General features: G+C 74.5%; 23 protein-coding genes. 12 read left to right on the forward strand and 11 right to left on the reverse strand.

Annotated elements, in window-relative coordinates:
* Positions 1 to 75: 75 nt before the first annotated feature.
* From ACQEVU_RS43660 to ACQEVU_RS43670, 3 genes are all read left to right on the forward strand, one after another.
* The gene (locus ACQEVU_RS43660; protein ID WP_433334448.1) at positions 76 to 1239 is read left to right on the forward strand and encodes an LCP family protein; all 1164 of its coding nucleotides are present in this window, start codon (positions 76 to 78) and stop codon (positions 1237 to 1239) included.
* Positions 1236 to 2069: a polysaccharide deacetylase family protein gene (locus tag ACQEVU_RS43665; protein WP_433334450.1), complete on the forward strand. Its 834-nt coding sequence runs from the start codon at positions 1236 to 1238 to the stop codon at positions 2067 to 2069. Before ACQEVU_RS43660 ends, ACQEVU_RS43665 begins: the two co-directional genes overlap by 4 nt.
* Before the next feature lie 276 nt (positions 2070 to 2345).
* A complete protein-coding gene (locus ACQEVU_RS43670) occupies positions 2346 to 3440 on the forward strand; it encodes a glycoside hydrolase family 19 protein (RefSeq protein ID WP_433334452.1) in 1095 nt (364 codons plus the stop codon).
* Between the two features lies 1 nt (position 3441).
* Here the strand turns inward: ACQEVU_RS43670 and ACQEVU_RS43675 are convergent, their stop codons facing one another.
* From ACQEVU_RS43675 to ACQEVU_RS43690, 4 genes are read right to left on the reverse strand one after another with little or no spacing between them, the layout of a single operon-like run.
* A complete protein-coding gene (locus ACQEVU_RS43675) occupies positions 3442 to 3690 on the reverse strand; it encodes a hypothetical protein (RefSeq protein ID WP_433334454.1) in 249 nt (82 codons plus the stop codon).
* Positions 3690 to 4280 (reverse strand): hypothetical protein, encoded by a 591-nt coding sequence (locus tag ACQEVU_RS43680; protein ID WP_433334456.1) that lies wholly within the window; start codon positions 4278 to 4280, stop codon positions 3690 to 3692. Before ACQEVU_RS43680 ends, ACQEVU_RS43675 begins: the two co-directional genes overlap by 1 nt.
* 56 nt (positions 4281 to 4336) lie before the next feature.
* Positions 4337 to 6661 carry an FtsX-like permease family protein gene (locus tag ACQEVU_RS43685; protein WP_433334458.1) on the reverse strand — a complete coding sequence of 775 codons (2325 nt, stop codon included), beginning with the start codon at positions 6659 to 6661 and terminating at the stop codon, positions 4337 to 4339.
* Positions 6658 to 7317 (reverse strand): ABC transporter ATP-binding protein, encoded by a 660-nt coding sequence (locus tag ACQEVU_RS43690; RefSeq protein WP_433334460.1) that lies wholly within the window; start codon positions 7315 to 7317, stop codon positions 6658 to 6660. The genes ACQEVU_RS43685 and ACQEVU_RS43690 overlap by 4 nt, the downstream gene beginning before the upstream one ends.
* 103 nt (positions 7318 to 7420) lie before the next feature.
* Between ACQEVU_RS43690 and ACQEVU_RS43695 the strand changes: the two genes are divergently transcribed.
* Both ACQEVU_RS43695 and ACQEVU_RS43700 read left to right on the forward strand, forming a co-directional pair.
* Positions 7421 to 8260 carry a sensor histidine kinase gene (locus tag ACQEVU_RS43695; RefSeq protein ID WP_433335342.1) on the forward strand — a complete coding sequence of 280 codons (840 nt, stop codon included), beginning with the start codon at positions 7421 to 7423 and terminating at the stop codon, positions 8258 to 8260.
* The gene (locus tag ACQEVU_RS43700; protein WP_433334462.1) at positions 8257 to 8925 is read left to right on the forward strand and encodes a response regulator; all 669 of its coding nucleotides are present in this window, start codon (positions 8257 to 8259) and stop codon (positions 8923 to 8925) included. The genes ACQEVU_RS43695 and ACQEVU_RS43700 overlap by 4 nt, the downstream gene beginning before the upstream one ends.
* On the opposite strand, the gene ACQEVU_RS43705 is transcribed toward ACQEVU_RS43700, so the two are convergent.
* Positions 8922 to 11306, reverse strand: a complete 2385-nt coding sequence (locus tag ACQEVU_RS43705; RefSeq protein WP_433334464.1) for a discoidin domain-containing protein — start codon at positions 11304 to 11306, stop codon at positions 8922 to 8924. The two genes, ACQEVU_RS43700 and ACQEVU_RS43705, sit on opposite strands and share 4 nt — an antisense overlap.
* Positions 11307 to 11445: 139 nt before the next feature.
* Between ACQEVU_RS43705 and ACQEVU_RS43710 the strand changes: the two genes are divergently transcribed.
* Positions 11446 to 12777 (forward strand): aminotransferase class I/II-fold pyridoxal phosphate-dependent enzyme, encoded by a 1332-nt coding sequence (locus tag ACQEVU_RS43710; protein ID WP_433334466.1) that lies wholly within the window; start codon positions 11446 to 11448, stop codon positions 12775 to 12777.
* A 27-nt stretch (positions 12778 to 12804) separates the two neighbouring features.
* On the opposite strand, the gene ACQEVU_RS43715 is transcribed toward ACQEVU_RS43710, so the two are convergent.
* The gene (locus ACQEVU_RS43715; protein ID WP_433334468.1) at positions 12805 to 13221 is read right to left on the reverse strand and encodes a hypothetical protein; all 417 of its coding nucleotides are present in this window, start codon (positions 13219 to 13221) and stop codon (positions 12805 to 12807) included.
* A gap of 91 nt (positions 13222 to 13312) precedes the next feature.
* Positions 13313 to 14206 carry an MBL fold metallo-hydrolase gene (locus ACQEVU_RS43720; protein WP_433334470.1) on the reverse strand — a complete coding sequence of 298 codons (894 nt, stop codon included), beginning with the start codon at positions 14204 to 14206 and terminating at the stop codon, positions 13313 to 13315.
* An 83-nt stretch (positions 14207 to 14289) separates the two neighbouring features.
* Between ACQEVU_RS43720 and ACQEVU_RS43725 the strand changes: the two genes are divergently transcribed.
* Complete coding sequence (locus tag ACQEVU_RS43725; protein ID WP_433334472.1) at positions 14290 to 15159, forward strand: LysR family transcriptional regulator; 870 nt, start codon at positions 14290 to 14292, stop codon at positions 15157 to 15159.
* Positions 15156 to 16103, forward strand: coding sequence for a hypothetical protein (locus ACQEVU_RS43730; protein ID WP_433334474.1), 948 nt, complete (start codon positions 15156 to 15158; stop codon positions 16101 to 16103). Before ACQEVU_RS43725 ends, ACQEVU_RS43730 begins: the two co-directional genes overlap by 4 nt.
* Here the strand turns inward: ACQEVU_RS43730 and ACQEVU_RS43735 are convergent.
* Positions 16100 to 16306, reverse strand: a complete 207-nt coding sequence (locus ACQEVU_RS43735; protein WP_433334476.1) for a hypothetical protein — start codon at positions 16304 to 16306, stop codon at positions 16100 to 16102. The two genes, ACQEVU_RS43730 and ACQEVU_RS43735, sit on opposite strands and share 4 nt — an antisense overlap.
* A 259-nt stretch (positions 16307 to 16565) precedes the next feature.
* Between ACQEVU_RS43735 and ACQEVU_RS43740 the strand changes: the two genes are divergently transcribed.
* Positions 16566 to 18482, forward strand: a complete 1917-nt coding sequence (locus ACQEVU_RS43740; RefSeq protein ID WP_433334478.1) for a caspase family protein — start codon at positions 16566 to 16568, stop codon at positions 18480 to 18482.
* Here ACQEVU_RS43740 and surE read toward each other — a convergent pair.
* Complete coding sequence (gene surE, locus ACQEVU_RS43745) at positions 18463 to 19275, reverse strand: 5'/3'-nucleotidase SurE (protein ID WP_433334480.1); 813 nt, start codon at positions 19273 to 19275, stop codon at positions 18463 to 18465. The two genes, ACQEVU_RS43740 and surE, sit on opposite strands and share 20 nt — an antisense overlap.
* Positions 19276 to 19299: 24 nt before the next feature.
* Here surE and ACQEVU_RS43750 point away from each other — a divergent pair, with 24 nt between their 5' ends.
* Positions 19300 to 19599 carry an MTH1187 family thiamine-binding protein gene (locus tag ACQEVU_RS43750; RefSeq protein ID WP_433334482.1) on the forward strand — a complete coding sequence of 100 codons (300 nt, stop codon included), beginning with the start codon at positions 19300 to 19302 and terminating at the stop codon, positions 19597 to 19599.
* Positions 19600 to 19611: 12 nt separating this feature from the next.
* On the opposite strand, the gene ACQEVU_RS43755 is transcribed toward ACQEVU_RS43750, so the two are convergent.
* Positions 19612 to 20124 (reverse strand): PadR family transcriptional regulator, encoded by a 513-nt coding sequence (locus ACQEVU_RS43755; RefSeq protein WP_433334484.1) that lies wholly within the window; start codon positions 20122 to 20124, stop codon positions 19612 to 19614.
* A 58-nt stretch (positions 20125 to 20182) separates the two neighbouring features.
* Here ACQEVU_RS43755 and ACQEVU_RS43760 point away from each other — a divergent pair, with 58 nt between their 5' ends.
* Positions 20183 to 21160, forward strand: coding sequence for a hypothetical protein (locus tag ACQEVU_RS43760; protein WP_433334486.1), 978 nt, complete (start codon positions 20183 to 20185; stop codon positions 21158 to 21160).
* Between the two features lie 199 nt (positions 21161 to 21359).
* On the opposite strand, the gene ACQEVU_RS43765 is transcribed toward ACQEVU_RS43760, so the two are convergent.
* Entirely contained in the window at positions 21360 to 21758 is a 399-nt protein-coding gene (locus tag ACQEVU_RS43765; protein ID WP_433334488.1) for a cupin domain-containing protein, read from the reverse strand.
* 49 nt (positions 21759 to 21807) lie between these two features.
* Here ACQEVU_RS43765 and ACQEVU_RS43770 point away from each other — a divergent pair, with 49 nt between their 5' ends.
* The gene (locus ACQEVU_RS43770; protein ID WP_433334490.1) at positions 21808 to 22632 is read left to right on the forward strand and encodes an alpha/beta hydrolase family protein; all 825 of its coding nucleotides are present in this window, start codon (positions 21808 to 21810) and stop codon (positions 22630 to 22632) included.
* Positions 22633 to 22681: the final 49 nt, after the last annotated feature.

Raw genomic sequence — 22681 nt, forward strand, 5'->3', positions numbered from 1 at the left:
CGTCGGGTCCCTGTGCTCCGGCGACGCTGGGACGGCGCCGTCGCCGTGACGGCCGCCGAGCGCGGAAGGAGTCGGATGGTCGCCCCCGGGAAGCGGCGGAGCCCGGCGCGCAGGAGCAGGAACAAGAGCCCCCTGTGGGCGCGGCTCTGCCTGGTCGTCGGCGCGCTGCTGTTCCTCGGCAGCGCCGGCACCCTGGTCGGCGGGGAGCTGCTCCTGGCCCACTACGGCGACCAGGTCACCCACCCCGGCGGCCTCGGCTCGGCCGCGGCGGCCGGCCACAACATCGACGGGCCGCTCAACCTGCTCCTGGTCGGCATCGACGAGCGGACCGGCAACGCGGCGATGGGGGCGCGCGCCGACTCGATCATCATCGCGCACGTGCCGGCGAGCCACGACGTGGTGTACCTGACCAGCATTCCCCGCGACACGCGGGTGGCCATCCCGGCGGACGGCCGCAGCCAGTACCGCGGCGGGACGGACAAGATCAACGCGGCGTTCGAGTTCGGGTACCAGAACGGCGGCGGGCGGGACGAAGGGCTGACGCTGCTCGCCGAGACGGTCAGCAACCTCGCCGGAGGGCTGAAGTTCAACGGGGCCGCGATCGTCAACTTCGACGGATTTCAGGATCTCGTCGACGCGCTCGGGGGCGTGCACATGTGCGTCGACGAGCGGACCACGTCGATCCACACCGGGTGGAACACGCGGACCGGGAAGGAGGGTGAGCCGTACAACTTCAATGCTGACGGCATCCCGACAAGCCTGAAGCCGAACATGCGGCCGCAGGTGTACGAACCTGGGTGCTATGACATGGCCGCGTGGCAGGCCCTGGACTACGTGCGGCAGCGTGACAAGCTCGCCAACAATGACGGTGACTACGGGCGCCAGCGCCACCAGCAGCAGTTCATCAAGGCCATGCTGAGCAAGGCCACGAGCGCCGGCGTCATCACCAACCCGGAGAAGGTCGACCACATGCTCAACTCGATCGGCAAGGCGGTGTCGTTCTACAACAACGACATCCCGCTCGCCGACTGGATCCTCACGCTGCACGGCATCACGCCGGACCGTCTGGTGACGCTGAAGGCCAACGGCGGCCGGTACAACACCGAGGTCGTCGACGGGCAGTCGTACGAGATCCTCGACGCCACCACCCGGCAGCTGCTCGCGAGCATCGGGCAGGACCGCGTCGGCGAGTTCGTCGCCGCCCACCCGGACCTGGTCAACGACGGCGGCGGCGCGTGAGCGGCGCGGTTTCCCGGCGGGCGCTGCTGTTCGCGCTGGGCGGGGTCGGGCTGCTGGCGGGGTGCGGCGACGACCACGCGACCTGGCACAGCGCCGGCGACATTCCCGGCGACTCGCACGAGGGCGACAGCGCGTCGCCGGACGTGACCGACTCCGCCTCGCCGCTGGTCGTCCCGCCGGCGAACAAGCCGACCGCCGGCGTCTGCCCGCCGCCGCCGGGGGTCGTGCAGAAGTCCGGCGGGCCGCAGTACTCGCTGCCCTGCCACGGCACCAACATCGCGCTGACCGTGGACGACGGGCCCGACCCGACCTACACCCCGAGGATGCTGGACCTGCTCGCGCAGCAGGGAATCCGGGCCACGTTCTGCATGATCGGCCGCAGCGCCGCCGCGCACCCCGACCTCGTCAAGCGGGTCCTCGACGGCGGTCACCACATCGCCAACCACACCTTCAGCCACCCGTTGAACATCGCGAAAATGGCGGCGGGCGCCGTCCACGCCGAGATGGCGAAGGCGACCGACGCGATCGCGAAGGCGTCCGGGGGCAACTACCGGCCGGCGCTGTTCCGCTCCCCGGGGGGCGCCTGGTCCTCGACGGTCCTCGGGCAGTGCGGCAACCTGGGGCTGCGCCCGCTGGACTGGAGCGTGGACCCCCGGGACTGGAGCCGCCCCGGCGTCCAGCACATCGTGACCACGATCCTGACCAAGACCCACCCGGGCTCGATCATTCTCGAGCACGACGGCGGCGGGAACCGCGAGCAGACCCTCACCGCACTGGGCATCGTCCTGCCCAGGCTCCGCGACGCCGGGTACACCTTCGCCCAGCCCTGAGAAGCAGTTCCCGCTGATCCGGCGCGACCTCGCGGCCCTGGGAGCGGCGGTCGCGGAGCGCGCCGCGCTGATGCCCGACCTCGTCGCCGGCCGGGCCCGCGCGCTCGGCTATCAGGTCATCACCGTCGACGGCGCCGTGGGCGTCGCCGAGATCGCCGAGGCGGTACGCAGAGTAATCAAATAAGACTCTTTACAACTGACTAAGTCTTGTTTACTAATGGGTATGGACATTCGTCCATGTGCACATCGCCCGCCGCTCACGGGAGGTCGCTCACCATGCCCAGGAAACGACTGCTTGCCCTCTTGGCCACCGCGGGGGTGATGATCGCCGGCGCCGCCGCCGCGATCCTGCCCACCGTGGTCGCCGACGCGGCCGCCGCCTGTGCGCCCGCCTATGCCGATGCCACGGTGTACACCGGCGGCATGCAGGCCTCGTACAACGGCCACAACTGGACCGCCAAGTGGTGGACGCAGCACGAGGTCCCCAGCACCGGCGGCTCCGGCGTCTGGACCGACAACGGCAGCTGCGGCGGGAGCGGCGGCGGTGGTGGCGGCGGCGGGACGTGCAGCTACCCGAACTGGGTGGCCGGGCAGTGGTACGCGACCGGGGCCATCGTGCGGTACACCAACGGGCTCTTCTACCAGGCCACGCACGACAACCCGGGCTACGACCCGACGATCAGCACCTGGTACTGGTCGCCGTACGCCTGCAGCGGCGGTGGCGGGGGTGGCGGCGGTGGCGGTGGCGGGACGACCGGCTTCGTGGTCAGCGAGGCCCAGTTCAACCAGATGTTCCCGAGCCGGAACTCCTTCTACACGTACGCCGGTCTGACCGACGCCATGAAGAAGTACCCCGCGTTCGCCACGACCGGCAGCGACACCGTCAAGCGGCAGGAGGCGGCCGCGTTCCTCGCGAACGTGAGCCACGAGACCGGCGGGCTGGTGTACATCAACGAGATCAACACCGCGAACTGGCCGACGTACTGCGACTGGAGCCAGCCCTACGGCTGCCCGGCCGGCCAGTCGGCGTACCACGGGCGCGGTCCCATCCAGCTCAGCTGGAACTTCAACTACAAGGCGGCGGGAGACGCGCTCGGCGTCGACCTGTTGAACAACCCGGACCTCGTGGCGACGAACTCGTCGATCTCGTGGCAGACCGGGCTGTGGTACTGGATGACGGGCACCGGCAACGCCGGCACGACGTCGCACAACGCGATGGTCAACGGCCAGGGATTCGGTACCACGATCCGCGCGATCAACAGCATCGAGTGCAACGGCGGCAACCCCGCGCAGATGCAGAGCCGGGTGAACCTCTACAACCAGTTCGTCGGCATTCTCGGTGTACCGGCGGGCGGCAACTTGACCTGCTGACTCAGAACCGGGACCGACTGACGAGAGCACGGAGGTCGCCGGAGACGGCGGCCAGGTCGGCCGACACCGCTCGGACCGCCTCGACGCTGGTCGTGGTGGTCCGGGCGGCGTCGGCGACCGCGGCGGCGTCGGTACTGATGCCGCCCGCGGCGGTCGCGACGCCGCCGATGCTGCGGCTCATGCCGGCGGTCGTCGCCGTCAGCAGCGAGCGGGTGACCGGGATCGGCGAGGTCGACATCACGGAGGACATCAGCCCTCGACGGTCGTGGTGATCCGCACCAGCGCCGGCCGGCGCGGCGCCGACCCGAACCCGAAGCGCACCGGCGGCTCGACATCGCGCTGCGCGCCCAGCGCCGCGCCCTCCCACTGGGCCTCGGCGGCGACGATGGGGTGCAGGTCCCGCGCACCGTAGAACTCGCGCCGCCCGCCGCCCGCGCTGCCGTAGGTGCGCACCCCCGGCATCAGCCGGCGGGCGGGCCGGTCGATCAGCCGCACCCACGCGGGCCGCCCCGCCAGCGGCGCCGGCACGGCCCGCAGCAGCCACCCGAGCGCGCCGCGCCGCCCGACGACGAACCCCAGCCGCAGCGGCCCGGCCTCGACCGTCCACCGTGGACCGTCGCGCCGCACGCCGACGGGGACGACCCGCACCTCGTCGAACGCGTACGTCGCGGCGACGAACTCCGCGAGCTCCTGCGTCGCGGCGAGCAGCACCCGGTGCCCGTCCGCCCGCTCGACCATGACATCGCTGACGGCCCCGTACGGCGAGCGCGGCCAGTGCCCGAGCACGATCCGGGTACCCTCCGCCGTGCCGACCCCGGCGATCCATCCGTCGAACCGCACCCGCCCATCATCCCCCGCCCGGGCGTGGCGCGGCCGCTTACCGTCGGCGGCCTGCGTCACTCGTTGTGCAGGACCTCGGCGATCGGCAGCCAGGCGGCGCGGCGGGCCGGGAGCAGGGCGCCGAGCACGGCGATCGCGACGCCGCTCAGGGCCAGCGCGGCCAGCGCCGCCGAGTCCCAGACGTCGAAGAGGCGCGCCGGGATGTCGGTCTTCGCGGCCCGGCCGGCCATCGGCAGGACGAGCCGGTGGGCGATCATGCCGACCGGGATGCCGATCACGCCGGCCGCCACGCCCAGGGCCGCCATCGAGGTCACCACCATCGCCACCACCTGCCGCGGGGTCATGCCGATGGACTTCAGCATGCCGAGGTCGCGGCGGCGCTCGCGGACGTTGAGCAGGACCGTGTTGAAGACGCTCAGCGCCGACACCGTGCCGATCATCAGCGAGAACGCGACCGAGATGGTGACCACCGAGACGGTGTACGGGTTGCTGAGGCCGGCGTTGGAGGCCCAGACGTACAGGCCGGGGTCGGCGGCGCGCACGGAGGCCATGTAGGCCTCGACGGAGGTGCCGGGGGCGATCCGGATCGAGTACATCACCTCGTGCGGCACCACCTTGTGCGCCGGCGCCAGGGCGCCGAGCACCGACCAGTCCGCGAACAGGTCGCCGCCGCCGATGCCGGCCTCCATCGACTTGCCGACGATCGTCACCGGGGCCTCGCGGCCCTCGTACGTCAGCGTCAGCCGGTCGCCGACCCGCGCGCCCAGGTCGTGCAGTGCCGCCGAGGAGGCGACCGCCTCGCCGGGGCCGGCCATCCAGCGGCCCTCGACGAGCTCGTCGGTGTAGCCGAGGGTGGCCGCGTCGCCGCGCAGGAAGTCGACCTCGAGCTCGCCGGGGTGGCCGGCGGCGGCGAGCTGCATGGTGAGGTCGGCGGTGACGTACGTGGTGCCGGGCAGGCCGCGCAGCAGCGCCTCCACCTGCGGGTCGGTGCGGGTCGTGGTGGTCCCGCCCATGGTCGGGTTGTCCGGGCGGACCTGGACCTGCACCTCGTCGGCGCGGTCGACGGCGTCGCCGAAGCGGATGACCGACGTGGCCAGCCCGCCGGCGAACGTGACCGTGATGACGCCGAGCAGCAGCGCGGCCATCGTCAGGCCGGTGCGGCCGGGGCGGGCGAACGGCAGGCCGAGCCCGAGCGACACCGCCCGCGGCAGGCGGGTGCCGGCCAGCGACCGCTGCGCGCGCAGGCCGCGGCCGGTCTTCGGGGCGGAGCCGGCGCTGATCGCCTCGGCCGCCGAGAGGGAGTGGGCCCGCAGCGCGGGGACGAGCGCGGTGAGCACGACGAGCGCGGGCACGCCGAGGGCGCCGGTCAGCGGCACCCAGGCGCCGGTGGTGACCTGGCCGCCGAAGCCCAGGCCGAGGAACGCGTTGCGCAGCAGGGGGCGCGCGGCGACCGTGCCGAGGCCGGCGCCCAGCAACGCGCCGGCGGCCGACGGCACCGTCACCATCACCAGGTAGACGGACACCACCTGGCGCGGGGTGAAGCCCAGGGCCTTGAGCACGCCGATGTGCCGGAAGCCGGAGATCACCGCGCCGCTGACCACGTTGGCCACGATGAGCACCGCGACGACGAGGCCGAGCACGCCGAAGACGATGAGGAACGGCAGGATCGTGCCGGGGCCGGCCGCGACGGCGGCCTTGCGCGTGAGGTACGACTGCGTGCCCTGCAGCCCGTCCTGGGGCAGCGCGGCGATCGCCGCGTCGACCTGCGCGCCGGTGCCGGCCCGCGGGAAGCGGTAGAGCACCTGCGCGCCGGTCGGGCCGAGGCGGGCCATCGTCTCCGGGGTCACCCAGGCGTCGGCGGTGTGCGAGACGCTGTACGCCAGCCCCACGATCGTCAGCGCCGGCCGCCCGGGCACGGCGATCTTCTTGCCGAGCAGCTCGCCGGCGAACGCGTCGACCATGTCCGGCGGCGCCGGCTCCATGTTGAACACGACCTCGTCCGGGCCGCTCGCCCAGCGCCCGGCCCACGGCGCCAGCGCGTCGACGGCGCCGCCCGGCTCGGCGCGCCCGACGACGGTGATCGGCCCGGTCGCCCAGATCGGCGCGGCGTCGGCCGGCACGTCGAGGACGAGCTGCGGGAACGGCCCCGCGGTGGCCGCGGCGTTCGCGGCGAGGGCGGGATGCGGCGTCGCGTACGTCGCGATGACGTGCGGCCCTTTCTGCTGCTCGAATGCCCGGTCGAACGGCGCGCTCGAGGCGTCCAGCAGCGCCAGCGCGACCACGATCGTCGCGGTCGAGAACAGCGTGACGAGCGCGAGGACCAGCGTCTGCAGCCGGCGGCGCCTGACCGCCGCCCGGGCCGCCCGCCACACGGCGCTCATGCGACCCGCCCGTCGGCGAGGTGCACGATCCGGGTCGCGCACCGCTCGGCGAGCGCCCGGTCGTGGGTGACGAGCAGCAGCGTCTGCCCGAGCTGGTTGAGGTCGAGCAGCAGGTCCATCACCTGCTCGCCGGAGCGGCTGTCGAGCGCCCCCGTCGGCTCGTCGGCCAGCAGCAGCGCCGGGCGGTTCATGAGCGCCCGCGCGACCGCGACCCGCTGCCGCTCGCCGCCGCTCAGCGTCGCCGGATAGGCGTTGCGCCGCTCGGCGATGCCCAGCTCGTCGAGCAGCTCCAGCGCCCGCCGCCGGGCCGCCCGCGCCCGCACGCCCATGAGCTGCGCGGCCAGCGCCACGTTGTCCAGCGCCGGCAGGTCGTCGAGCAGGTTGAAGAACTGGAAGATCATGCCGATGCGGCGCCGGCGGAACAGCGCCAGCCCGGTCTCGCTGAGCCTGCCCAGGTCCTCGTCGTGCACCTCGACCGTGCCGGCGCTCGGCCGGTCGAGCCCGGCGATCATGTTGAGCAGCGTGGACTTCCCGCAGCCCGAGGGCCCCATGACGGCGACCGCCTCGCCCGCCTCGATGCGCAGCGAGACCCCGTCCAGCGCGACCGTGCCGCCGTACTCCTTGCGCACCCCGTCCAGGCGCACCACCGTCGTCATGACCCAAAAGCTATGGCAGCGGTACCCCATGAGCGTCCGCCGCCGGATGCAACGCGGCGCGCCCCGTCATCCTGCGGATGTACACGGCTGGAACCGGGGACGGATGCGGCGGCCGCGCCGGGTCTGGCATCGTGGCTGGGTGACCGTCCTCGTCGCGCTGCTGGTGGCGGCATGCGCGCTGGCCGCCGCCGCGGCCGGCGCGGTCGCCGCCGTGCGGGCACGGCGCCGCCACCGCCGGGCGCTGGAGGAGCGGGGCTGGCTGCTGGAGCGGGAGCGGCAGGTCGCCGCGCGCGCCGCCGTGGCCGCCGAGCGCGCCCGCATCGCCCGGGAGCTGCACGACATCGTGAGCCACAACGTGAGCGTGATGGTGGTGCAGGCCGGCGCGGCCCGGGAGGTGCTCGCCGCGGCCGGCCCGCCGGTCCCGGACGACGTCGCCGGGGCGCTGGCCGCCGTCGAGGGCGCCGGCCGGGACGCGCTCAAGGAGCTGCGCCACCTGCTCGGCCTGCTCGCCCCCGCGCCCGGCGGCGAGGGCGAGGACGATGGCGCGGACCTCGCGCCCCAGCCGGGCCTGGACGGGCTGAGCCGGCTGGTCGACCGGATCGCGTTCGCCGGGCTGCCGGTGGACGTGCGCATCGGCGGCGAGCCGCGGCCCCTGCCGTCGGGGATCGACGTCACGGCGTACCGCATCATCCAGGAGGCCCTGACCAACGTCCTCAAGCACGGCCGGGCCGACCGGGCCGAGGTCGATGTCCGCTACGCCGAGCGGTATCTGCGCATCGAGGTGCTCAACACCGGGCCGCCCCCGCGCCCGGCCCAGGGCGACGGCCGCGGGCTGATCGGCCTGCGCGAGCGGGTCGCGGTGTACGGCGGCGACCTCGACGCCCGGCGGCGCTTCGGCGGCGGCTTCCGCGTCCGCGCCCGCATCCCGTTGGACCCCGCATGACCGAACCCAGGGTGCTCATCGCCGACGACCAGGCGCTGGTGCGCACGGGCTTCCGGATGATCCTCAACGCGCGCGGGGTCGAGGTGGTCGGCGAGGCGGCCGACGGCGCCGAGGCCGTCTCCGCGGCCGAGCAGCTGCGCCCCGACGTGATCCTCATGGACATCCGCATGCCGCGCCTCGACGGCCTCGCCGCGACCCGGCAGGTCCTCGCCCGGCTGCCGCAGTGCCGGGTCATCATGCTCACGACGTTCGACCTGGACCGCTACGTCTACGCCGCGCTGGCCGCCGGGGCGAGCGGCTTCCTGCTCAAGGACGTGACCCCGGAGCATCTGGCGAATGCGGTACGCCTTGTCGGCACCGGCGACGCCCTGCTCGCCCCGTCGATCACCCGCCGGCTGGTCGAGCGCTTCGCCGCCGACGGCCCGGCGCCGCTGCACCGCGACCTCGCCCCGCTGACCCCGCGGGAGCTCGAGGTGCTGACCCTGCTCGGGCAGGGGCTGTCCAACGCGGAGCTGGCCCGGCACCTCTCGCTGTCCGAGGCCACGGTGAAGACCCACGTGGCGCGGATCTTCACCAAGCTCCGGCTGCGCGACCGCGCCCAGGCGGTCGTCCTGGCGTACGAGACCGGTCTCGTCCGCCCGGGCGGCGGCGCGCTTCCCGGCTAGGCCGGCGGGGGCAGGGCCTTGTTGTACACCTGGAACTCCCACAGCGAGTAGCCGTACTGCGTGGCCCGCTGCGTGCCGTACATGCGCACGTAGCGGCCGGTGGCGGACACGTCGAGCGCCTGCACGCCGCCGGTCCCGGTCGTGGTGCTGTAGACGGTCGTCCAGTTGGTGCCGTCGGCGGACGTCTGGATCTGGAAGGCCTTGGCGTAGGCGGCCTCCCAGTTCAGCCCGATCCGGCAGATCTCCAGGTTGGCACCGAGGTCGACCTGCACCCACTGCGGGTCGCTGGCCGCGCTCGACCAGCGCGTGTTCGTATTGCCGTCGAACGCGCTGGCGGCCGGGAACGTGCCGTTCTGCACCGACGAGGCGGTCGCCGGGTGGCCGAGCGCCACGTTGGCGGTGCCGCAGCTGCTGACGGCGCCGGTGTTGTACACCTCGAACTCCCACAGCGAGTAGCCGTACTGGGTCGCCCGCTGCGTGCCGTACATGCGGATGTAGCGCCCGGTGCCCGACACGTTGAGCGTCTGCACGCCGCCGGTCCCGGTCGTGGTGCTGTAGATCGTCGTCCAGGTCGAGCCGTCGCCCGACGTCTGGATCTGGAACGCCTTGCCGTAGGCGGCCTCCCAGTTGAGCACCACCTTGCAGATCGAGTACGACGCCCCGAGGTCGATCGTGAGGGTCTGCGGGTCGCTGAAGGCGCTCGACCAGCGGGTGTTCGGGTTGCCGTCGATCGCGTTGCCCGGCGCGTAGCCGCCCTCCTGCCCGGAGGCGGTGGCCTGGCCGTTGCGGGCGATGTTGGTGGTGCCGCAGGACGGGCCCTGGCCGGGGTTGACCAGCCAGGTGAAGGTCGTGCTGCCCGCGGCGCCGGTGGTGTCGGTGGCGGTGACGGTCACCGTGTAGGTGCCGGCGGTGTTCGGGCCGCCGCTGATGACGCCGGTCGAGGGGTTGATCGACAGGCCGGGCGGCAGGCCGGTGGCGGAGTACGTGAGGGTCTGCCCGGCCGCCGAGTCGGTGGCGCTGATGGGCAGGTTCACGGCGTTGCCGACGGCGTGGGTCTGGTTGCCCGGGTTGGACACGGTCACCGTGTTGCCGGGGCTGGTCCCGCTGGGCACCGTCCACTGCTGCTGCGCCGAGCCGTTGCAGGTCTCGATGACCAGCCGCGCGGTCGTGTTGCCGCCCGGGTCGGACAGGCACAGCCCGGAGTTGGGGTTGACCAGCGTGCCGTTGGCCTGGCGGGTCCAGCCCTGGGCGTTGCTCTGGTTGCAGGGATACCAGTCCACGTTGGTACCGCTGGTCTTCCCGGCGGCCACGACGTCGAGACAGCCGCCCTGGACCCGGACGGTGTTGTCGGAGTAGGTGGTCCACTGCTGGCCCGCCGTACCGTTGCAGGCCGACACGCCCATCGGGTTGCCCGACGTGTTGAGCGAGTTCTGGTTGGTCAGGCACAGGCCGTTGATGCCCTTGATCTGCCCGGTGCCGGTCGGCGTGGCCGTGGGCGTGGTGTTGCCGCCCTGCTCGTAGACGGCCACGTACGCCACGCTCATCGAGCCGCCGGAGGTGGTGGCCGCCGTCGGGGTCGTCTGGCCGGAGATGCCGTCGGGGTAGTTCCCGCCGATGGCCAGGTCGAAGATAATGAAGAACCCGTGGTCGATCGCCTGCTGCCAGGCCGAGGTGCCGACCTGCGCCTGGGTGATCGTGCTCTCGACCACGCCGTCCATCAGGAACTGCAGCGACTCGGCGCTGGTGTTCGTGCGGTCCACGATGACGGAGTACGTGTGGTAGCCGCTCTGGCAGGTCGAGCCGGCCGCCGGGCAGGGGATGAGCCCGTGCCCCTGGCTGCCCGCGGCGTGGTGCAGCGTCTGCGAGGCCTGGTTGAGGGCGTTGACGTCCTCCATCATGTCGATCTCGCCGGACTGCGGCCAGCCGCCGCCGACGCGCATCGGCGAGCCGAGCGCCCAGAACGCCGGCCAGTAGCCGAGCCCGTTCGCCGGGTCCGGCTGCTTGATCGACGCCGTCATCTGCAGCTTGCCGCCGGGCGGGGCGGCGAAGTCGGCGCGGGTGCTCTCGATGCGGGCCGAGGTCCAGGTGCCGCCGCTGTTGATGGCCTTGAGGACCAGGTGGCCGGAGCCGTCGAGGTACACGTTCTGCGTGGAGCTGGTCGTGTGCTCCTTCTCGCCGGTGCCGAACCCGGTGCCGATGTCGTAGAACCAGTTGTTCGACGACGGCGGTGCACCGGCGTTGCCGGCGAAGTCGTCGCCGAACACGGTGGTCCAGCCGGCCGGGGCCGGGGGCACGGTCTCGGCGACCGCGGCCGGCGCGGCGACCGTGACGGCGGTCGCCACGCCGACGAGGCTGCCGGCGATCAGAGTGAGTGCGGACATGGCTCTAGCGGCGGACACGATGCCTCACCTTCAGCGCTTCTGAGTCACATGGCGGGGTGGAGAGAGCGCTCTCTCATCGATGGTTGCCACTCCCGTGCCGCCGTGTCAACCCGTTGCCATGCCGTTGCCATAGGGTCGGATGGTGACCTTCGCACTGGCCGGCCGGACGGCGAGCGAGATCGCCGCCGCCGTCGAGGAGGGCGTGCGCTGCGGCACGCTCGCCTCGGGCGCCGCCCTGCCGCCGATCCGCGCCGCCGCCGCGCAGCTCGGCGTCAGCCCGGCCACGGTCGCCGCCGCCTACCAGTCGCTGCGCCAGCGCGGCATCGCCGAGTCCGCCGGCCGGCAGGGCACCCGCGTGCGCCCGCGCCCGGCCGTGGCGCCCGCGCGGGGCCAGTTCCGCCTGGAGGTACCGCCGGGGGTGCTGGACCTGGCCTCCGGCGGCCCGGACCCGCGCCTGCTGCCCGACCTCGGCCCCTACCTGGCCCGCCTGGCGGCCGAGCCCGCGCCGACCGGCTACGCGGCCGGCACCGGCCACCCGCCGCTGAACGCCGCGGCCCGGGCCCTGCTGGCCCGCGACGGCATCGACGCGACCGAGCTCGCCGTCGTCGGCGGCGCGCTGGACGGCATCGAGCGGCTGCTCGGCGCGCACCTGCTGCCCGGCGACCGGGTCGCCGTCGAGGACCCCGGCTGGGCCAACCTGCTCGACCTGGTTGCCGCGCTGGGGCTGCGCCCGGTCCCGGTCCCGGTCGACGAGGCGGGCCCCGACCCGCAGCGCCTGGCCGACGCCCTGCGCGCCGGCGCCCGGGCCGTGGTCGTCACCAGCCGCGCCCACAACCCCACCGGCGCCAGCGTCACCGCCGCCCGCGCCCGCGACCTGCGCGCCGCGCTGGCCCCCCACCCCGGTGTCCTGGTCATCGAGGACGACCACGCCGGCGAGCTGTCGGTCGAGCCGCTCCACGCCCTGGCCGGCGCGACGGACGCGTGGGGCTTCGTCCGCTCGGTCAGCAAGCCCTACGGCCCGGACCTGCGCCTGGCCGTGGTCGCCGGCGACGCGACGAGCATCGCCCGGCTGACCGGCCGCCAGCGCCTCGGCACCGGCTGGGTCTCGCTCATCCTGCAGCGGCTCGTCACCGCCCTGTGGTCGGACCCGGCCGTCGCCGCCACGGTGGCCGCGGCGCGCGACGAGTACGAGGCCCGCCGCACCGCCCTGGTCGCCGCGCTGCGCGGGCGCGGCCTGACGGTGACGGGCCGGACCGGCATCAACGCGTGGCTGTCGGTCCCGGACGAGACGACCGCCGTGGCGCGGCTGCGCGAGTCCGGCTACGCGGTGGCGCCGGGCGCGCTGTACCGCATCGCCACCCCGCCGGCCGTCCGCATCACGGTCTCCGCCCTGCGCCCGTCCGCCATCCCCGCGCTGGCCGACGCCGCGGCCCGCGCCGCGTCCGGCTCCCTGCCGGCCCCGGCGGCCTGATCACCGGCTCGACGTGAGCGCCGGCGCCTACGCCTGCTCGGCCAGCAGGGCGGCGAACTCGGCGTAGGCGGAGTCGCTCCTGGGCAGCAGCCCGGCGGCGACCAGCGCCGGGCCGAGGTCCCGGCGGGCCTCGTCGCTGTGGGGCTCCAGGCCGAACTGGATGATCTCGGCGGCGACCTCGGTGGTCCCGGCGCGGAAGATGGTGCCGCTGTCCACCTGGTACAGCCACGCGTCGTAGCGGTGCTCCGCGCCGTCGACCACCCGCCAGAGCGCGACGAAGCCGGCGAAGCTCGCCTCCTCGTCCTCGGCCGCGCCCAGGCGCTCCTCGGCGCTGAGGTCCTCGCCGTCGTACAGCCGGCCGGCCGCCCGCAGCTGCTCCTGCTCGGCCTCGGACAGCTCCGCGGCGGTGGTGATCTCACGCTGGTCGACGAACCGGCAACCCATGGCGAGCATCTCAACCGACACGCCCCGCCCGGTCAAGGGTTCCCCCGGCCGCACGGCGGGCGGCGGCTGCCGGAGCGCGGCGAGTAGCCGATCAGGCGGGCTGCTCGGCGCACAGGCAGGCCACGCCGCGCTCGATCCACTCGCGGCCCTCCCAGTCGGGGCGGCGGGCGATCATCGCGGCGCGGACCTCCTCGACGATCGTCGGCTCGGGCAGCGCCGAGTCGCGGCGGGTCCAGGTCTCGTCGCGCAGCAGGCGCAGGTAGTCGCGGACCTCCTCCAGGACCTCGACGCCGCCGATCGCGCCGTGGCCGGGGACGACCGTCGCCGGGCGCTCGGCGGCCAGGCGCTCCATCACCGCGAGCCAGCCGGTGCCGGAGACGTCGGCGTCGTGGGGCGGGAACCAGGGGAAGATGGCGAACTGGCCGGCCTCGGCGAGGTCGCCGGTGAACAGCACGTCCGCGTCGGGGACGGTGACGACCTGGTCGCCGCGGCTGTGGCCGCGGCCCGTCGGGCGCAGGCGGACCGTGCGGCCGCCCAGATCCAGCGTGTACTCCTCGTCGAAGACCACGTCCGGCTCCGGGATCTCGACGCCCTCGAGGCGGCGGGCGATCGCCTCGCCCAGGCCGCGGAACATGCCGAGGTAGCCGGGGCCCTTCGCGCGCAGGTCCTCCGCCTGCGCGCGGTTGACCAGGTACGTCGCCGCGCCCGCGAAGGTTCGCGCGCCGAACGCGTGCTCGGGGTGGAAGTGGGTCGTCGTGAGGTACACCTTCCGGCCCCTGGCGAAGTCCGTCGCGAGCCTCAGGACCTCGGCGGCGTTGGCGGTGCCCATGCCGGTCTCGACGACCAGCACCGCCTCGGTACCCCCGATGACGCCCACGTTCGGCACGAGCGGCACGCCGTCGTTGGGGATCACCAGCAGGTCCCGGGCGAGCTCGCGGGCGGCCTCGACCCGCACGGCCGGATCGGGCAGCGTCTGTTCATCCATGCCGCCAAGTCCACCGCACCGGGCCCGGCCGCCGCCAACACCTCTTCCGCCGCACCGATACCCGGCCGGTATCGTCGCTGGTGATGGAGCTACGCACGCTGCGGTACTTCGCGGCCGTCGCCGAGGAGCTGCACTTCGGGCGGGCCGCCGCGCGACTGCACATGACCCAGCCGCCGCTCAGCCGGGCGATCAAGCAGCTCGAGGCCGACGTCGGCGCCGTGCTGCTGCGCCGCTCCCCCGCGGGCGTCGAGCTCACCCCGGCCGGCGTCGCGCTCTACGCCGAGGCGCGCGCCCTGCTGGAGCAGGCCGACCAGGCCCGCGCCCGGGTCGCGGCGGCCGCCGGCGCGGCGACGATCACCATCGGCACCCTGGCCGACAGCGCCGAGCAGGCCGGCACCCACCTCGCGGCCGCGTTCCGCGAGCGGCACCCGGGCGTCGAGGTCCACGTCCGCGAGTCCGACCTGACCGACCCGACCACCGGGCTGCGGGCCGGCCTGGCCGACGTGGCCCTCACCCGCGCGCCGTTCGACGAGAGCGGCCTGGACGTGCGGGTGCTGCGGGCCGACCCGGTGGGCGTGGTGCTGCGCGCCGACGACCCGCTGGCCGGGCGCCCGGCGCTGGCGCTGGCCGACCTCGCGGGCCGCCGCTGGTTCCGCTTCCCGCCGGGGACGGACCCGGCGTGGGCCGCCTACTGGCGCGCCGGCGGCGACGAGGGCCCGGTCGTGCGCACGGCGCAGGAATGCCTGCAGGCCGTGCTGTGGAGCGGCACGATCGGCCTGACGCCGCTGTACCACGTCATGCCGGACGGGCTGACCACGGTACCGCTGACGGACATGCCCCCGAGCCGCCTGGTGGTGGCGTGGGACCCGGCCGCCGGCCCGCTCGTGCGCTCCTTCGCCCGCCTGGCCCTGGATTTGACCGGCCCGCCCGGGCTCGGTTCTATGGGCGGATGACGTTGCAGGAGATCGCTCTGCCCGAATGGCCGCTCGGCGGCGTCGATCCGGCGCGCATGCGCGCCGCCGTCGACCGGTGGGTGCGCAGCGAGGCCATGGCCGAGCTGGTCCGGGCCTTCCACGGCACGCCGCCGCACGGCACGCCCGAGGAGGCCCTCGCCCAGCTGGTCGCGTTCTCCGACGTGTGGGACTACCGCAAGGGCGGCCTGGAGCGCAGCGACGTCGTGGCGGTCGACTACCCGGACCACATCGACGACCTCGTGCACGACGCGGCGCGGGCGCTCGGGCTCGCCGGGCGCAACCGGCCCTCCGCGGCGCGCTACGACCACCTGCTCGTGCTCGGCGGCGGCCCCCGCACGGCGCTGGCCCGCTCCGACTTCGCCGCCCACCTGGTGCGCGGCGGCATCGAGGCCGGCTCGGTCGCCGGGATCTCGAGCCTGCGGCCGATCGGGCCGACCGAGGTCGAGTTCGCCGCGGCCGAGGACATGCCCGACCGCGAGGTCGAGGCGGACGTCATGGCCGCGGCGCTGGTGCGCGCGTTCGGCGTCGAGGCCGTGCGGGAGCGGCGCACCGGGCAGAGCCCGGCCGGCGAGCCGTGGCGCGTCGACACGTACGGGCCGCTGACGGTGCTGGCCGCGGCGAGCAACACGCCGGGGCGGCGGGCCAACACGCAGGACGGGTTCATCGGGTGGGGGGCGATGGTGGGCGGGCCGGCGCCGACCGAGCGGATCCTGGTGGTGACGACCGACCTGTACGTCCCGTTCCAGCACGCGGCGGCGGTGCTGCTGCTCGGGATGCGGTACGGCTGCGCGGTGGAGACCGTCGGGCTGGACATCCTCGACTACGGGCGGTGGCTCAAGCCGAGCACGCAGACCGCGATCCTGCAGGAGCTGCGGGCCGGCATCCTCGGCCTGGCCAGCCTCGTTGCCCAGGACGGAGCCTAAGGGCGGGTCGCGTCCAGGGCGGCCCGCACCTGGCGCTCCCGGCCGGGCTCGGCGCGGTAGCGGTCCAGCGCTCGCGGTCCGTAGTAAAGCAGCGCGGCCCGGGCCGTCAGGATGCCCGGGCCCGGCAACGCGGTGACGAGCGCCATCCGCTCGGCCGTGACCTCGTCGACCAGGCCGTGCTCGCGCTCGACGCGGGCGGCCACGGCCAGCGCCGACTCGCCCTCGCCGATCGCGGCGACGAGCTGCCGGGCGATGCGCTCGCTCCAGCGGGCGCCGGCACCTCCGCCTCGATCCGCCGCACCAGCTCAGCGTCGGTCACCACGCCCCGCCCGCGCAGCGCGAGGCACAGCCGGGCCAGCTCCCCGACGTCGATCACGGTCCATCCCCCCTTGTGTGTTTTCCTGACGGACGGTGCGAGCGGTCCGTCAGATGCACCTGGGACACCGCAACCAAGGAGGCGGCGTGGCACGCACGGCACTGCTCATCGGGTCGGACTACAACAAGCTGCGGGGCGTCCAGCAGGACCTGGACGCGATGGAGGCGACGCTTTCCGGGCGAGGGTTCACGGTACGGCGCTGCGGGCCTCCGGACGCCACCCGCGAGGGCATCCTGGACGCGTACGAACGGCTGATCGCCGACACCGAGCGCGACGACGCCGTCGTCGTGTTCTACAGCGGGCACGGCGGGTGGGTGGAGACCGGGCCGGAGGCGCGCGACGAGCGCGGCTACCGGCCGCTGGACATGCAGTTCATCGTGCCGCTCGACTTCGACCCGCAGGCGGCGGACTTCCGGGGCATCACCGGCATCGAGCTCTCCCTGCTGCAGCGGCGGCTCACGGACAAGACGCACAACGTGACCGTGATCCTGGACTGCTGCCACTCCGGGCAGATGTCGCGCGACGAGCGGGTGGCGCGGACGGTGCCGCCGATGCCGTACCGCCGCATCCGCGACCACATCGACCGGCTGGTCGCCGAGGGGCTGCCGATCCAGCGGTACCGCAGCGCCGGCAACGACCACGCGGTGCGGATCGTGGCGTGCGCCCCGTTCGAGACGTCTTCTGAGTATCTGAGCCTGGACGCCGGCAACTACATCGGCGCCATGACCGAGGCGCTGACGCTGACGCTCGCCGAGGTCGGCGACACCCCGGTCACCTGGGCGACGGTCATGGACCGGGTGCGCAAGCGGGTCGTCGACCTACGCTTCCCGCAGCGGCCCGACGCCGAGGGGCCGTCCAACCGGATCGTGTTCACGACCGAGCACGGCGACCTGCTCACGTCGCTGCCGGTGACGCCGGCCGACCGGGCCGCCGACCGCGCGCGCCTGAGCTGCGCGCCCCTGCTGGGCGTGCAGACCGGCGACGAGTTCATGATCATGCCGGCCGGCTCGACCGCGGCCGACAAGGCGCGGCGGGTCGGCGACCTCGTCGTCGACAAGGTCGGCTCGATGGTCGCCGAGGGGCCGGTGACGTTCGCCCGCGGCTTCGCCGGGCTCCCGACCGGCGCGCGCGCGTTCCGCACGAAGGTGACCGCGCCGCGGATCCGGGTGCGGGTGCCGGCGGACGACCCGCGCACGCGGACGCTGCTCGAGCGGCTGCCGATGGTCGGCCTGGTGCAGCTCGCCGAGCCGGACGACCCGTCGTGGGTCGCCGAGGTCACCGTCGAGGCGGACGGCCGGCTGACGCTGCACGACCGGCTCGGCCCGCTGCACCCGCCCCGGCTCGCGAACGGCGACGGCATCGGCGACCTGCTGCGCTCGCTGAAGGTGCTCGGGCAGGCCACCCACCTGCGCGGGCTCGTGCAGAGCCCGTCGGGCGCGCTGCACGCGCCCGTGACGATCGAGTGGGGGCTCGTCGAGGCCGGGCAGGCGCGCCCGCTCGAGCCGGCCGGCGAGACCGTGGCCGCCGGCGGACGCATCTACGTCACCGTGCGCAACAAGGGCCTGGAGACGGTGTACGTCTCGCTGCTCGACATCGGCGTCTCGGGCGGCATCACCGTGCTGACCCGATCGTCGCCGGCCGGCCGCGAGCTGTCCTCCGGCGAGACCTACACGTTCGGGCGCGACGAGCGCAGCAACGAGCTGCTGGGCGCCGGGCTCTCGTGGCCGCGCGGGCTGGAGCCGCGGCACGCGCGGGACGAGACGCTGCTCGTGGTCGTCACCTCCGACCGGCTCGACCTCTCGCCGCTCGAGCAGCCGGGCCACCGGGAGTCGCGCGCCGCGCCGCGCTGGGGCGGGGTGTCGCCGCTGCAGGACATGATCGACCAGCTCTACACCGCCGGGGCGCGCGACGTCGATCCCCAGGAGGACGAGGGCGTGCGGTACGACATCCACGCGATCGACTTCACCCTGACGGAGCGCCCGCTCAGTCCACGGGCGGCGTGACGGACGGGTCCTCGGCGGGCGGGCGGATCGCGGTCAGGGTCGCGTAGCCCTCGGCCAGCAGGGCCAGGTCCGTGCCGGGCGGGCGCTCGTCCTCGCGGACCGCGACCGTGATGCGGGCGAAGTCGCGGCCCGACTCGGCGACGGCCATCTGGACCTGGCCGAACGGGGCCGGGGTGGCGCGGCGCAGGCCGCGGATGCGCTCCCGCGGGAGGTCGGGCGCGTTGAGGTTCAGCACGGTGCCGGGCGGCGCGGCGGACAGCCAGGGCACCAGCGGTACGGCCAGATCGGCCGCGGCGGCCCAGTGCAGTGCGTCGTCGTGCAGGCCTTGGAACGCCTGCAGGGCGGCGTCACTGCCCGCGCCCGTCGCGGCCAGGGCCGTGAAGACGTCGAGGGAGACGGCCATCGCGCGCAGGCCCTCGGCGGCGGCGCTGAGCGCGGCGCCGACGGTGCCGGAGTGCAGGATCGCGTGCCCGGCGTTCGCGCCGCGGTTGATGCCCGACAGCAGCACGTCGGGGGCCGGGCCGAACGTGCCGATCGCGGCCAGCACGGCGATGTAGGCGGGCGAGGCGGCGACCGCGTACGCCTCGATCCCGCCGGCGGCCCCGGGCAGCTCGACGCGCTCCAGCAGCAGGCGGCCGTCCTGGGTGACCGCGTTGAGGGCGGTGCCGGCGCCGCTGGCCTCAACGTGCGGGGCGGCCACCCGCACGTGGTGGCCGGCGTCGCGCACCGCGCGGGCGAGCGCTTGCAGGCCGCGTGAGGCGATGCCGTCGTCGTTGGTGATCAGGACTCGCACGCAGAAGAGGTTAGCGTCGCAGGCATGTCTGTTCTTGTCGCATTCAGCGTCACGCCGATCGGGTCCGGGTCCGACGTCGGGGAGCTCGTCGCCGCGGCGGTGCGGGTCGTGCGGGACTCGGGGCTGCCCAACCGCACCGACGCCATGTTCACCACCGTCGAGGGTGAGACGTGGGAGGAGGTCATGGCGGTCGTCCAGGCGGCCGTCGCGGTGGTGCAGGCCGCGTCGCCCCGCACCAGCACCGTGATCAAGGTCGACTGGCGCGAGGGCCCGGTCGGGCGGCTCGAGTCCAAGGTCGCCTCGGTCGAGCGCCACCTCGCATAGGGTTCGTCCGCGTCACAGGCCGTTCAGGAAGTTCAGGGCGGCACGGGCGGTCTCGTGCCGCCACGCGGCCAGGATCGCCGGGAAGCCGGTCGCCTCGGCGCGGCGGCGGGCCAGGGCCGGCTCCAACGGCGCGATGACCGTCCGCTGCGCCGCGACCAGGCCGTCCAGCGGCGCGCCGCGGCGGGTCAGCAGCGCGAGCTTGACCAGGAACTCCGAGCGCAGGTCCCGCACGTGCCCGACCGGCCGGGCGAGCCACTCCGCGACCGCCGCGGCCCCCTCCGGCGTGGCCGACAGGATCGAGCGCTGCGGCCCGCGCCGGCCCGCCTGCGTCCCGGCCACGACGAGGAGGCCGGCCGCGGTGAGGCGGTCCACGGCGCGGTACACGATCGGCCTCGGCACGTGCCACACCCGCCCGACGTCGCCGTCCTCCGCCGTCAGCGCGGCCACCGCGAACCCGTGGGCGGGCGCCTCGTCGACGAGGGTGAGCACGATCCACTCGGGCAGCGACAGCGATGGCGGCGGCACGCAGCGCAGCCTATGCTGCACCTCGGTAGTCTCAATGTGACTACCGAGGGGGTGCGCGGTGACGCAGGCACTGGGACTCCTGGCCGACGGCACGCCGCACTACGCGCCGGTCGGCGAGCTGCTCGTGGACGGCGACCGGGTCTGCTGCCACCTGTGCGGGAGGTGGTTCCTGTCGGTGGCGAGCCATCTGCGGTACCACGGCTGGACCAGAACCGGCTATGTGGCCGCCTTCGGCCTCGAGCTCGGCAACCCCCTCAGCGGCCCCGCGACCCGCAAGCGGCGCGCGGAGGCGCTGAACGCCCGCTACGCGGAGCCGGCGATCCGGCGGGCCCGTCTCGCCGCGCGCGACCGCTCGGCCAGCGGCGCGCTGACCGCAGCCGCCGCCCGCGCCGCACTGGGCCGGCCGCACCCGCCCGAGCGGCGCTCGAAGACCCTGGCCGCCCTGGCCGGGGTCGACCCGGCCGCCCGCGCCGAGGGCAACCGGCGCCGCGGCGAGCGCCACCGCGCCCGGATCGCGGCCGACGTCGCGCGGCGGTTCGGGTTCGCGACGTTCGACGAGTACGTGGCCGCGCGGGTGCGGGCCGGGCTGAGCATGGCCGCGATCAGCCGGGAGGCCGGCCTGCACAAGGACTGGGTCGCCCGGCACACCCCGGTGCCCGACCGCCCGCCCCCGGGCGAGGCGCGCCTGGGCCCGTTCGCCCGCTCCCTCGGGCACGCGGACACGGCCGCCTATCTGCGCGCCGAGCACGTCGAGCGGCACCGCAGCGTGGCCGCGATCGCGCTGGCGGCCGGGGTGTCGCGCTGGACGGTGCTGGCCGCGCTGCGCCACCACGGCCTCGAGCCGCGCGCCCACGCGACGAAGCGCCACGACGCGCAGGCCCGGGAGCGCGCGGCGGCGCTGTCGCTGGGCTTCGCGTCGCTGGCCGCGTTCGTGGCCGCACGCCGGGCCGAGGGCGCGCCGTGGACCGCCCTGGCCGCGGAGTCGGGCATCGCCCCGACGACCCTGCGCCGCTACGCGTCGCCGCATCGCGCGTAGCTCGCCCGGCCACGCTGCGCCACGCCGGTTACCTGCCGGCCGCCGAGAACCCGGACGGTGATGTCGCGATTGCGCTGAGTGGCAACGCAAGATCGGCTTTTTTCGCGTGCTGTAGCGTTGGTGAAGATGGAGCGCGCCGAGCCGAGCGGCTTGTCGCGGTCCGCCCCCAGGCCCCTCGCAGCGGTGTGCGGTACGTCTATCACGCCAGCTCATGCCCCACGGTGCTGTCGACGTGCGCGGGGATCGCCCCGTCGTGCGAGTCCCCGGTCGTCAGGGTCCCCGACGGCTCGAACATGAGAATCGAGCCCCCCGGCGACGACGGCTTGTGCTCGGTACCGCGCGGCACGACGAACGTGTCACCCTGGTGCAGTACCACGGTGTGCTCGTGCCCGTCGCCGTCGCGCAGGGCGATGTCGAACCGCCCGTCGAGCACGAGGAAGAACTCGTCGGTGTCGTTGTGCGTGTGCCAGACGTGCTCGCCGCGGGTGTGCGCGATCCGCACGTCGTAGTCGTTCATGCGCGCCACGATGCGCGGGCTGTACACGTCGCTGAAGGACGCCAGCGCCTCGGTCAGGTTCACGGGCTTCGCGGTGGTCATGCCCCGATTCTGCGCGCCCGTCCCCGCGGTCGCCTTGTACAAAGGTAACGTGACCGACCGCTGGCAGTTCGATCCCGACCCCTCGCTGCGCCCCGCCGCCCGCACCCCCGAGGTGCGCTTCGACAGCGACGGCATCCCGTTGCTGGGCGTCCTGCACGTCCCCGCCGGCCCCGGCCCCCACCCGATCGCGGTGCTGCTGCACGGCTTCCCCGGCAACGAGCGCAACTTCGACCTGGCCCAGGCCCTGCGCCGGGCCGGCTACGCGGCGCTCGTCTTCCACTACCGCGGCTCGTGGGGCGTCGGCGGCGAGTACTCCTGGCGCAACGTCCTGGCCGACGCCGCCCGCGCGGTCGCCGCCGCCCGTGAGCTCGCGCCCGACCACGCGCTGGACCCGGCGCGCGTCGCGCTCGTCGGCCACAGCCTGGGCGGCTTCGCGGCCCTCATGACCGCGGCCGCCGACCCGTCGGTCCGCGCGGTGGCCGCCCTGGCGTCCTTCGACTTCGGCGCCGTGTCGCAGGCCCCCGAGGCGGTCCGGCGCGAGGCCCACGCCATGTTCGGCTCCGACCTGCTGCCCCTGCGCGGCACGAGCGCCGACGCCCTGCTGGCCGAGCTGGACTCCCCCGGCGCCGGCGCGGCGTGGCGCCTGGCCGGGCTGGGCCCGCGGCTCGCCGGGCGGCCGGTCCTGCTGGTCGCGGCGGGCAACGACACGGTGGCCGAACCCGCGCTGCACCACGCGCCGGTCGTCGAGGCGTATCGATCGCTCGACGGCTTCGAGGAGCTCACGCTGCCGAGCGATCACGCGTTCTCCGGCCACCGGGTGGCGTTGACGCGCGCCGTCATCGACTTCCTGGACCGGCGCCTGATCGGGGCCTAGCCGCGGACCGCGACAAGCCCCTCGGTTCGGCGCGCTCCATCTTCACCAA

The sequence above is a fragment of the Dactylosporangium sp. CA-139066 genome (assembly GCF_050936175.1).
Classification (GTDB): domain Bacteria; phylum Actinomycetota; class Actinomycetes; order Mycobacteriales; family Micromonosporaceae; genus Dactylosporangium.

Coding starts and splice junctions, on each gene's coding strand:
- ACQEVU_RS43715 (WP_433334468.1), bottom strand. CDS start 13,221: ATGGGTTGCCGGTTCGTCGACCAGCGTGAGATCACCACCGCCGCGGAG.
- ACQEVU_RS43685 (WP_433334458.1), bottom strand. CDS start 6,661: ATGAGCGCCGTGTGGCGGGCGGCCCGGGCGGCGGTCAGGCGCCGCCGG.
- ACQEVU_RS43750 (WP_433334482.1), top strand. CDS start 19,300: ATGTCTGTTCTTGTCGCATTCAGCGTCACGCCGATCGGGTCCGGGTCC.
- ACQEVU_RS43670 (WP_433334452.1), top strand. CDS start 2,346: ATGCCCAGGAAACGACTGCTTGCCCTCTTGGCCACCGCGGGGGTGATG.
- ACQEVU_RS43730 (WP_433334474.1), top strand. CDS start 15,156: ATGACGTTGCAGGAGATCGCTCTGCCCGAATGGCCGCTCGGCGGCGTC.
- ACQEVU_RS43675 (WP_433334454.1), bottom strand. CDS start 3,690: ATGTCCTCCGTGATGTCGACCTCGCCGATCCCGGTCACCCGCTCGCTG.
- ACQEVU_RS43690 (WP_433334460.1), bottom strand. CDS start 7,317: ATGACGACGGTGGTGCGCCTGGACGGGGTGCGCAAGGAGTACGGCGGC.
- ACQEVU_RS43660 (WP_433334448.1), top strand. CDS start 76: ATGGTCGCCCCCGGGAAGCGGCGGAGCCCGGCGCGCAGGAGCAGGAAC.
- ACQEVU_RS43705 (WP_433334464.1), bottom strand. CDS start 11,306: ATGTCCGCACTCACTCTGATCGCCGGCAGCCTCGTCGGCGTGGCGACC.
- ACQEVU_RS43725 (WP_433334472.1), top strand. CDS start 14,290: ATGGAGCTACGCACGCTGCGGTACTTCGCGGCCGTCGCCGAGGAGCTG.
- ACQEVU_RS43765 (WP_433334488.1), bottom strand. CDS start 21,758: ATGACCACCGCGAAGCCCGTGAACCTGACCGAGGCGCTGGCGTCCTTC.
- ACQEVU_RS43710 (WP_433334466.1), top strand. CDS start 11,446: ATGGTGACCTTCGCACTGGCCGGCCGGACGGCGAGCGAGATCGCCGCC.
- ACQEVU_RS43695 (WP_433335342.1), top strand. CDS start 7,421: ATGCGGCGGCCGCGCCGGGTCTGGCATCGTGGCTGGGTGACCGTCCTC.
- ACQEVU_RS43720 (WP_433334470.1), bottom strand. CDS start 14,206: ATGGATGAACAGACGCTGCCCGATCCGGCCGTGCGGGTCGAGGCCGCC.
- ACQEVU_RS43700 (WP_433334462.1), top strand. CDS start 8,257: ATGACCGAACCCAGGGTGCTCATCGCCGACGACCAGGCGCTGGTGCGC.